Annotated in this window: 8 protein-coding genes; all 8 read right to left on the bottom strand. The window is 46.0% G+C overall.

Features of this window, described 5'->3' with window-relative positions; genetic code table 11:
- A complete protein-coding gene (rpoB, locus tag H524_RS0107205) occupies positions 1–4,482 on the bottom strand; it encodes a DNA-directed RNA polymerase subunit beta (RefSeq protein WP_027939734.1) in 4,482 nt (1,493 codons plus the stop codon).
- Between the two features lie 1,277 nt (positions 4,483–5,759).
- Positions 5,760–6,131, bottom strand: coding sequence for a 50S ribosomal protein L7/L12 (gene rplL, locus H524_RS0107190; RefSeq protein WP_027939733.1), 372 nt, complete (start codon positions 6,129–6,131; stop codon positions 5,760–5,762).
- Positions 6,132–6,299: 168 nt separating this feature from the next.
- The gene (gene rplJ, locus H524_RS0107185; protein ID WP_027939732.1) at positions 6,300–6,809 is read right to left on the bottom strand and encodes a 50S ribosomal protein L10; all 510 of its coding nucleotides are present in this window, start codon (positions 6,807–6,809) and stop codon (positions 6,300–6,302) included.
- A 325-nt stretch (positions 6,810–7,134) separates the two neighbouring features.
- Positions 7,135–7,851, bottom strand: a complete 717-nt coding sequence (gene rplA / locus H524_RS0107180; RefSeq protein WP_027939731.1) for a 50S ribosomal protein L1 — start codon at positions 7,849–7,851, stop codon at positions 7,135–7,137.
- A 3-nt stretch (positions 7,852–7,854) separates the two neighbouring features.
- The gene (gene rplK / locus H524_RS0107175; RefSeq protein WP_027939730.1) at positions 7,855–8,283 is read right to left on the bottom strand and encodes a 50S ribosomal protein L11; all 429 of its coding nucleotides are present in this window, start codon (positions 8,281–8,283) and stop codon (positions 7,855–7,857) included.
- A gap of 892 nt (positions 8,284–9,175) precedes the next feature.
- The gene (gene nusG, locus H524_RS0107170) at positions 9,176–9,709 is read right to left on the bottom strand and encodes a transcription termination/antitermination protein NusG (protein WP_027939729.1); all 534 of its coding nucleotides are present in this window, start codon (positions 9,707–9,709) and stop codon (positions 9,176–9,178) included.
- 309 nt (positions 9,710–10,018) lie between these two features.
- The gene (secE, locus tag H524_RS14800; RefSeq protein ID WP_052338973.1) at positions 10,019–10,537 is read right to left on the bottom strand and encodes a preprotein translocase subunit SecE; all 519 of its coding nucleotides are present in this window, start codon (positions 10,535–10,537) and stop codon (positions 10,019–10,021) included.
- A gap of 609 nt (positions 10,538–11,146) precedes the next feature.
- The coding region (locus H524_RS17055) for an EF-Tu C-terminal domain-related protein (protein WP_211232162.1) at positions 11,147–11,224 on the bottom strand (78 nt) is incomplete at its 5' end.

Below are 11,224 nucleotides of genomic sequence, written 5' to 3'. Positions count from 1 at the left end.
TTAGTCTTTGCGAACCAGGTCGATATTGATACCCAGCGAGCGGATTTCACGAAGCAATACATTGAAGGACTCTGGGATGCTAGCTTCCATCTTGTATGCACCGTCAACGATGTTCTTGTACATCTTGGTTCTGCCGTTTACGTCGTCTGACTTAACAGTCAGCATCTCACGTAAGGTATAGGCAGCACCGTAAGCCTCAAGGGCCCACACTTCCATTTCACCGAAGCGCTGACCACCGAACTGAGCCTTACCGCCTAATGGCTGCTGAGTAACTAATGAGTAAGAACCGGTAGAACGAGCATGCATCTTGTCATCAACTAAGTGGTTGAGCTTGAGCATGTACATATAACCAACGGTTACCTTACGCTCGAATGGACGACCAGTAGTACCGTCAAATAAAGTCATCTGACCGGACTTAGGCAGACCTGCAAGCTCGAGCAGCTCCTTAATGGATTCTTCGGTTGCACCGTCGAATACAGGGGTAGCTACTGGCATACCGTCACGTAAGTTCTCGGCAAGTACCATTACCTGATCATCAGACATTGAGCTAATGTCTACTTCCTGTGAAGAGCCACCTAAATCGTAGATCTTCTGCAGCATAGCGCGGATTTCAGCAATAGCCTTTTGCTCAACAAGCATCTTGTTGATGACATTACCGATACCCTTAGCAGCTAAACCTAAGTGAACCTCGAGAACCTGACCAATGTTCATACGAGAAGGCACACCTAATGGGTTGAGCACGATATCTACTGGTACACCATCCTCATCGTATGGCATATCCTCGATAGGGCAAATCTTAGAGATAACACCCTTGTTACCGTGACGACCTGCCATCTTATCGCCTGGCTGAATACGACGCTTAACAGCGAGGTAAACCTTAACGATCTTCAGAACGCCTGGGGTTAAGTCATCACCCTCAGTGATCTTACGGCGGATAACTTCGTACTTTTCCTTGTACTCAGCACGGTACTCATCAATGCGAGCAGAGATTTCTTCAATCTCACGCAGTGCCTTGTCGTTAGGTACATGGCACTCAAAGAGCTCAACATCGGACAGAGCATCAACTTCCTTGCGGTCTAAACCAGCACGGACGAGGATGTTACGTACCTGGCGGAGCATACCGGCAGTTAAGAATGAGAACTCTTCGTCTAAGTCCTTACGTGCCTTGCTCAGCTGCATCTCTTCGATTTCGAGTGCGCGTGAATCCTTATCTACGCCCTCACGGGTGAATACCTGTACGTCTACAACAGTACCGAATACACCGTTAGGTACGCGAGTTGAGGAATCCTTAACCTCAGAAGCCTTCTCACCGAAGATAGCGCGAAGCAGCTTCTCTTCTGGAGTTAACTGGGTCTCACCCTTTGGAGTTACCTTACCAACGAGGATATCGCCGCCGCAAACTTCAGCACCAACGTAAACGATACCGGACTCATCAAGCTTAGAGAGAGCCTGCTCACCTACGTTAGGAATATCAGCAGTGATTTCCTCAGGGCCGAGCTTGGTGTCACGAGCCACACAGGAGATTTCCTGAATGTGGATAGTGGTTAAACGATCCTTAGCTGCAACACGCTCGGAAACTAAGATAGAGTCCTCGTAGTTGTAACCGTTCCATGGCATGAAGGCGATACGTAAGTTCTGACCTAATGCCAGCTCACCTAAATCAGTGGAGCTACCGTCAGCTAATACGTCACCAGCTGCAACCTGCTCGTAAATGTTTACACATGGACGCTGGTTAATGCAGGTGTTCTGGTTAGAACGGGTGTACTTGATGAGGTTGTAAATATCGATACCAGCATCAGAAGTACCACGGATCTCATCTTCGTTAACACGAACAACGATACGGTTGCCATCAACGTGCTCGATAACACCGCCACGACGTGCCACGATGGAAACACCAGAGTCAACCGCTACAGCACGCTCCATACCAGTACCAACGAATGGCTTTTCAGAACGAACAGTAGGAACAGCCTGACGCTGCATGTTTGCACCCATCAGCGCACGGTTAGCGTCATCGTGCTCAAGGAACGGAATCAACGCTGCAGCAACGGAAATAACCTGCTGAGGTGAAACGTCCATGTACTGTACGTCACAGGCGCGGCGAACAGTAGATTCGCCCTTATAACGGCACTGTACGTACTCATCGATAATGTTACCGTTCTCGTCTAAGTCAGTGTTTGCCTGAGCAATAACATACTGACCTTCGTCGATAGCAGATAAGTACTCAAAGTCCTCAGATACGTGCTGATTGTTAACACGACGGTATGGAGTCTCTAAGAAGCCATAGTCGTTGCAACGAGCAAACACAGCTAAGGAGTTGATAAGACCAATGTTTGGACCTTCAGGGGTCTCAATTGGACATAAACGACCGTAGTGGGTTGGGTGAACGTCACGAACCTCGAAGCCAGCACGCTCACGGGTTAAACCACCTGGGCCTAAAGCGGAGATACGACGCTTGTGGGTAACCTCAGATAATGGGTTGTTCTGATCCATGAACTGAGATAACTGTGAAGAGCCGAAGAACTCCTTAATAGCAGCACTAATTGGCTTAGCGTTGATGAGCTCCTGTGGAGTGGTGCTATCGAGATCGCCTAAAGACAGACGCTCCTTAACTGCACGCTCTACACGAACCAGACCGATACGGAACTGGTTTTCAGCCATTTCACCAACGGAACGAATACGTCTGTTGCCTAAGTGATCGATATCATCAATGGTCTCTTTACCGTTGCGGATACGCACGAGGTAACGCATAACCTTGATGATGTCGTTGTGAGACAGGGTGCCACGGTATAACTCATCACGCTCACGGATTAAGTTTAAGGCCTTACCCTTCTTATCTGTTACTTCAGCATCGATAATAGCAGCCTTAGCAGTACGATCTTTGAGCAGTTCTAATGGCAGAATTACGCAACGCTCGAGCTCAACGGTCTCACCATCCTTTGGAGTGATCTGAACCTTCTTGAAGACGAAACGATCAGCGGCACTTACCATAGGATCGTTTACAGCCTTAACTAAGAAGCCGTCGAGGAAGTCTAAGAGCTTGTCAGCACAACGCTCTGGATTGGACAGAGGCAGGCACTGAGCCTCAGATGGCTCTAAGTGTGCACGTACGATGTCAAGAAGCTTTGGATACTCAGCGTATACATAGCCACCAGTTACGTAGATGCCACCATCCTGGGTGTTAATAGGGAACTCGCTGTCAGATAAGGTGCGCTCTAAAGCGGTCTTGACACGTGAGATCTCAACGAAGCGAGAATCAAACTTCATACGACCTACAGAAGATAAGTCGTAGCGATCCTCTGCAAAGAACAGGTTGTTAAAGAGACCTTCTGCAGCTTCGGTGGTTGGAGGCTCACCTGGACGCATCATCTTGTAGATTTCAAACAGAGCAGCGATACGATCATCGTTGTCTGAAGTGAGATCACGAGTTGCGTCAGAACGCATGGTATCAGCAATGAATGAACCCTCATCAACCTGAGAGGTGAAGAGGATCTCAAAGCGCTTGAGACCTAACTGAGGAATTAAAGGCAGCTTCTCTAAGGTAAGCTCAGTGTTAGCAGCTAACACTACATTGCCTTCCTTATCCTTGTAGTCCTTAGCGAGGATCTTACCGATAAGGTGCTCAGGTGGAATCTCGATATAGTTCTGGCCAGCCTTACGCAGTTCACGAATATGGCGAACGGTAATCTTCTTACCAGCCTCAACTAATACCTTGCCATCAAGCTGAATGTCGAAAGTAGCGGTTTCACCACGCAGACGATCAGGAACAAGCTCCATCATGAGCTTATTGGACTTGATCTCAATTGCAACGGTATCGTAGAAGATATCGAGAATCTGCTCGGTGTTGTAACCTAAAGCACGCAGCAGAACAGATGCTGGTAACTTACGACGACGGTCGATACGAACAAACAGGTTGTCGCGGTGATCGAACTCGAAGTCTAACCATGAGCCACGGTAAGGAATAATACGGGCAGAGAAGAGTACGCGACCTGGGTGGGTCTTACCCTTATCATTGTCAAAGAATACACCAGGAGAACGGTGTAACTGAGAAACAACTACACGCTCAGTACCGTTAATGATGAAGGTACCATTCTCAGTCATGAGCGGAATTTCGCCCATATAGACTTCCTGGTCAATCTTCTCTTTAACAGTCTTAGGAGAGTCCTTCTCGTAACGAATAAGGCTTAAGTTGACCTTAAGAGGGGCAGAGTAAGTGGTGCCACGAATCATACACTCGTGAACATCGAACTTAGGCTCACCTAACTTGAAAGAGTTGTAACAGAGCTCAGCATTTCCCGAATATGACTTGATTGGGAAAACACTCTTGAAAGCAGCAACTAAGCCGTTCTCATTTAACGGATCGGCGCTGATGAATTGTTTGAATGAATCAAGCTGAACGGCAAGTAAGTATGGGGTGTCGAGCACCTTAACTCGCTTTCCGAAATCCTTACGGATACGCTTTTGCTCAGTATACGAGTAGACCATGGAATTGGGATCCTCAGGTTGATCTTTGTCGCGATTGAGGGGCTATAAAAGCCGCCTGCCCTGCTTGCAACAAGCAAACCGGTCAACGCATTGATATTTAAAGCCTAATCTACTACTTTAAACCTTTTACAGTTTTTAGAACATGTAAAGTTTATGTTCGTATCTTTGCTTTACTATTTCTTTGCTACCGGGTCAAATCACTAATATAGATGTTGTGCTCTTATACAAGTTACAAACACTTGTGCGTTGTACTACAAGCATAAGGCTATACACAGCCATCTTAGGTGGTTTGAGGTCATGGATGGCGCAAGTCACTGCAACCATTAAGATTAAGACTGTTACTCATCACTTCAAGATGCACGACCGAATGAAAAGCTCACGCAAAGCTTCATTGAGTTAGGTCGTCGTCCACAGCGTTAATAATGGCATATAAAAACATGCCCTTATTCTTACCAGTAATTAAATCCGCTGCTACAAGCTGCATCCGTAAGTTTGTTCAAACTACCCTGGCATTTAAAGCCTGAGCAAACTAATGTAGCTATACGATCTTTATTAAAGAAGCTTTCAATGAGCTTAAACAAGATCGTTGCTCTCAAACTAATAGTTGAACATAGATGCTCGCATGGAGCGTTAGCTGACTTTGCAGCATACTCAAGTTCATTCACTCATACAGCGCAGACGGTCGCCTTTAACGACCGAAACCTACACAAAAGCTCTTAGCTTGTGCACTTAATGGCATTTAAAGACCATGTGTGCAACGGTTTCTTATCTGCTCTGGGCACATTTAAGTGCCAATTGCTCTAAAGAGCAGCAGCCAAGAAATGAACTTTGTAATACGGTATTTGCCTAAGACCTAAGTCAAAGGGTACGGTGCAGAGTATATAAGCGCGATTCTACAGGCTAATGATCGGCAGAGAATGGGCAGCGCGCAGCGCGTTTTCCCTATAATCTGTTTGAGCTCATACACAGGCTGCATGGCTGATCAGTAACACGGTAGTAACTAACTGGTTTTGGAACGCTTAGAACAGGCCATAGGCCTAAGACGGACGGAAAACACAAATTAAGCTTGTGCACTTTTACTTAATTTAGGTCAGAGCTGACCCCGGCATCGTCCTGGTGAGTATTGATGTCAAAATCTGAATGTTCTTCAGTTAAATTGCATCACCTTTTAAGGCATCGAAACCCGAGGCCCATTAAGAGCACTCGGGTTATATTGCACAGGCTGCTAGGCAGCCTGTACTCCGAATCGAAGCATTCGGCTATTTGAGCAGTGTCTATTACTCGATGGTAACAGTAGCACCAGCCTCTTCGAAGGCCTTCTTGAGAGCCTCAGCGTCTTCCTTAGAAACGCCTTCCTTGATCTTAGCAGGAGCAGACTCAACTAAGTCCTTAGCTTCCTTCAGGCCTAAACCGGTAGCGCCACGAACTGCCTTAATAACAGCGATCTTGTTGCCACCAACGTCCTTTAAGGTTACGTCGAACTCGGTCTTCTCATCAGCAGCAGCGGCACCGCCAGCAGCTGGGCCAGCAACTACAGCAGCAGCAGCTGAAACGCCGAACTTCTCTTCCATTGCCTTAACGAGCTCAACAACTTCCATAACGCTCATTTCAGCAATAGCGTTAATGATATCATCCTTAGATAATGCCATTTTGGTATTCCTTTAGAAAAAGTAATCTGTATAGATGAGTGCTAAAAGCATGCTCATCAAAAAATCTTTAGACTGACTAAGTCAGTTATGATGCAACTTTAGTAAATATACAAAGTTGCAACTTAGTCTTAGAAAGCAGACTGTGCTTTATAAAGCCATAAGGCTCTATTAAGCAGCGCCACCCTCTGCCTGAAGCTTGTCGCCCAGAGCAGAAAGAGTACGTACGAGCTTGCCAGCTGCAGCTTCCTTCATGGTTGCCATTAACTGAGCAACGCCTTCCTCGTAGGTTGGCAGTGATGCTAATACGTCAACGTCCTTACCATCATATAAAGTGCCTTCAAAAGCTAAGGCCTTGATGGAGAACTTGTCGTTCTGCTTTGCGAATTCCTTGAACAGACGTGCAGCTGCGCCTGGGTGCTCCATGGAAAGACCGATTAAGGTTGGGCCCTTGAACTGGTCCTTCATGCACTCAAAAGCGGTGCCTTCTACAGCACGAGCAAGGAGGGTGTTACGAACAACGTGTAAGTAAACGTTGTTAGCACGTGCGTCCTTGCGGAGCTTGGTCATTGCAGCTACAGGAATGCCACAGGAATCAGCACAAACAGCTGATAATGCTTTCTTGGCGACTTCGCTAACATCAGCAACAATTTGCTTCTTGTCTTCGAGATTTAATGCCATTTTTAGCAGTGACTCCTGGTTTATCACAGCCGCCACACTTATCCCCTGCATATAAGACGTACATACAGGCTGACTTACGCTTAAGCTATGACAGTTGACCCCATTATAGGGGCATGTACCGGATATCAATTCTAAAGGATAGATCCTATAGAGCTAATTTCCGCCTGCGCAGGATGATTAAGGATACTTCCCCCTGCGGTCTTTGGTTGGGAGATTAAGCTCCCGGCCAAATTCATAATGTTAGTATCCAAACATGTAATCTTTAAGAAAGAGGCCTAAGCCCCTTTCTTTAAGGGCTCTAAAGCTGATGCTCTAGACGTTGCTATTAAGAAGCAGCGCCAGCACGATCAGTCTTTAAGGTGCTCTTATCAACGGTGATGCCGCCACCCATAGTGGTGGAGATGCATACCTTCTTGATGAAGGTGCCCTTAGCAGCAGCTGGCTTAGCCTTAACAATAGCGCCTAATAAAGCGTTTAAGTTGTCAACCAGCTTGGCAGAGTCGAAGTCAACCTTACCAATAGAAGCCTGGATAACACCAGTCTTATCGTTACGGTAACGAACCTGACCAGACTTAGCATTCTTAACAGCGGTAGCTACGTCACGGGTAACAGTACCAACCTTAGGGTTTGGCATTAAGCCACGTGGACCTAAGATCTGACCTAACTGACCTACAACGCGCATTGCATCTGGAGAAGCGATAACTACGTCAAAGTCAGACTTGCCCTGCTTAATCTCGTGAGCAAGCTCGTCCATACCTACGAAGTCTGCACCTGCAGCCTTAGCCTGCTCAGCTAATTCGCCCTGAGTGAAAACTACAACGCGAACAGTACGGCCGGTGCCGTGTGGCAGAACGGTAGCGCCACGGATGTTCTGGTCGGACTTGGTTGGGTCGATACCGAGCTGGATAGCGACGTCTACAGACTCAACGAACTTTGCCTTAGCGGTCTTCTTTAAGGTGTCGAAACCCTCAGTTACATCATACTCGCGAGTGCGGTCGATGATGGAACGGATTTCCTTCATGCGCTTAGATAACTTTGCCATGTCTTACTCCTCCACCTGAACACCCATGGAGCGGGCAGTACCGGCGATTGTACGTGCAGAAGCTTCTAAATCTGCACCGGTCATGTCAGGCTCTTTAACCTTAGCGATCTCAAGGCACTGAGCCATGGTGATCTTACCAGCTACTTCCTTGCCAGGCTTGTGAGAGGCTGACTGGATGTTCAGAGCCTTCTTGATTAAGAAGGATGCTGGTGGGGTCTTAGTGATGAAGGTGAAAGACTTGTCAGCATAAACAGTAATAACTACTGGAACTGGGGCGCCCTTCTCGAGTTTTGCAGTGTGAGCATTGAATGCCTTGCAGAACTCCATGATGTTAACGCCGTGCTGACCTAAGGCAGGACCTACTGGAGGAGCTGGATTGGCATTACCAGCGCCAACCTGCAGCTTGATGTAGGCAGAAACTTTCTTTGCCATGTTATAAATTCTCTCTATGTGGGTATGGCGCGCTCAAACAAGGTGTTTGATACGTCAAACTCTCCGAGTTTGATACGCTTCCCGCATCAAGGGTAGAACCTTGATTTACTAGGAAATCTGATACTGAATATGACTTAGAAACCCTCAAAAACGAGATCTACGTCACAAAACAGTAAATCCTAAATATTATACAGAATCCATTTTCGCTGATCAACAACTTTTGGTGATCTTTTTTACATTTCATTTTAATCTCACTTAGTCCTAATGATCTTCTGATCCTCAAAGCTATGATCCACTGCTTTTTCCCCTAACATCACTGATCTTTTTAAGTCCTAAGGCCAGCCCACCCTTTATGATCCCCGATCTTTAAGCCACCATAACAATCAAGGCTCTCGACGCTATTTAGAGCGAGAAATGCAAAGCAGCAAATTAAGCTGCTTACGAGGTCAAAGCAAGCGGCAGCGGCAGAGGAAAATTTGGCAAAGCAAAGTAAGGGGACAATGTAAAAAAGCAGAGAGCTGTTGCGGGGATATTGAGACGCTCTTAGATATGGCCTGACACTGGGGAGTTGCCTTAGTAATTAATAAACAGCCTATTAATCGCATTCAATATGAAAACAGGATGCTCTAATAGTATGTCTTTTAAGTATGTAATGGTAACGTTCTGCGCTAAAGCCAGCTTTTAGAAGAGCTTAATAGCATTGAGCAGCTGGGTCTATAAAAAGATAATCGTCTTTTATATGCCATTCTTAAATTATAGACACAACTCCCCAGTATCAGATGGCTGCAGATACGCAAGGGGAGGAGGATAAAGATGACAGGTATAAAAAAGGCAGTCATATGACTGCCCTTTTGCAACAATACATTGAGGCTTTGATAAGCCATCCATGCTCTTAGTCGATATCTTTTTCAACCTGGCCGAGCTCAAGCTCAACTGGGGTAGCACGACCGAAGATGTTGATAGAAACGGTAAGACGGTTCTTCTCGTAATCAACCTTTTCAACGGTACCAGAGAAGTCCTTGAAGGTACCCTCGGTAGCACGAACCTTTTCACCAACTTCAAAGAGGTTCTTAGGACGTGGAGCCTCAGAGGTCTCCTTAAGGCGATTTAAGATACGATCAGCCTCAGCCTTAGTAATTGGCATTGGACGCTCTGGAGTACCACCGATAAAGCCTAATACGCGCTCGGTGTGCTTAACAAGCTGCCAAGAGTCGGAGGTCATCTTCATCTCGACCATAACGTAGCCTGGGAAGAACTTACGCTCACTCTCACGCTGCTTGCCGTCTTTAACGTCCTTAACCTTCTCTTTTGGTACCAAGACTTCACCGAAGTACTCTTCCATGTTGTTAATCTTGATACGCTCGATTAAAGCTTGTGCAACACGCTGCTCGAAGCCAGAGTAGGCCTGCAGGATGTACCAACGCATAGGAACCTCAGATGGATCCTTAGGCTCTAACTTTAATGGCTTCTTGAGGTCGATAAGACCAGTCTTCTTATTTCTAGTTGCAACCTTCTTAGCAGGAGCCTTCTTAGACTCTTCTACCTGTGCGATTACAGCGTCAAAAGGAGAAGCTTCACCTGATGCAGCAGCCTGCTCATCTGTTAAGAAAGGAGCTTCTGCATCTTGTGCGATATCGTCGACCATAGGAGCTTCGGCAGATACGCCCTGCTCTGCAGACTCTACCTTCTCTTCTACCATGTTTTCTAAATCTGACATTTAGGACACCTATCTATCTTATAAGGTGATGATGCGGACGATCTGCAAGAAGATCAGGTCGCATAAGTACAGGAAGAGGCTGACTAAGCTTACAGCGATGAAAACGATGAAAGTAGTCTGCAGACCCTCGTTACGAGTTGGCCATACTACCTTACGTAACTCGGTGTAGGAGTCGCGGGTGAAAGCGAGCAGTCTCTTGCCCTTGCTAGTAAACAGAGTAACAGCAAGACCAGCTACGATGATAGCAATAACTAAAGCTACACGACCTAAACGGACTAAAGAAGTCTCATCGATCATCATGAAGCGGGTGTAGTAGTAATTACCACCGATTGCAAGCACTAATAAAGCAAGGGATACAGTCCATAAGACATAATCAAGTGGGTTAGAAGCACCCTGCTTTGCCTTCTTAGCATCTACCTTCTTTACCTCGGCTTTCTTGGTATCGGCAGTCTTAAGATCGGACTTCTTGTTCTTAACGGCAGCATTTGCTTTCTTAGAAGCATCAGCTGTCTGCTTGCTGTTCTTACTTTCGCTCATTTTTGACACTCTGTACTTGCATACAGAGATCCCGGCTTAAACAATCAATGTATGTGACAGCTGTACTTGCAATGCAACCTAGCGCTTACAAAGCAAGAGTGTGACTGTCATGGGCTAAATCTGGAGTCTTATGTTTACTGAAAGTCCATCAGTAAATCTTCTTAAGCTCAGTTAAATTAGAGATCCCGGCACATAGCGTTTAACTCTCTAATAGAGCTAATAGACACTATAAATAAGACGTAAGCATCAGATCTAACACATGGCTAGATAAGTATGTTTAAAGCGTCTTTAATGATCTAATGCGGGAGCTTAATTAGGTCTTACCAAAGGTTAGAGACCTTAAATCTGTGATCTTGAAAAGATCTGATCTGAGCAAAGAAAAATACCCTATACCACGTCATTAGTCAACCTAAAACGGGGATATATCAGCACTTTTTATGTCTTAGACAAGCGAAGCGTTAATAGAAACTATAGAGATAAGCTATACCATCTAATGATCTATCTAAGTGGCTATTTTTCTGCCCATACAAAAAAGCCGCAGCATCTTGCGACACTACGGCCTTTTTAGCTATCAACTAATGTTGATAACTGTGTTTAACTCATCAACGATTACTCGAGGATGGTTGAAACAACGCCTGCACCTACGGTACGGCCACCCTCACGGATAGCGAAGCGCTCACCAGCAGC

The sequence above is a fragment of the Anaerobiospirillum succiniciproducens DSM 6400 genome, from assembly GCF_000482845.1.
Classification (GTDB): domain Bacteria; phylum Pseudomonadota; class Gammaproteobacteria; order Enterobacterales; family Succinivibrionaceae; genus Anaerobiospirillum; species Anaerobiospirillum succiniciproducens.
Note: the sequence above shows the minus strand (reverse complement) of the source record. Positions and strands in the feature narration are given on the sequence as shown.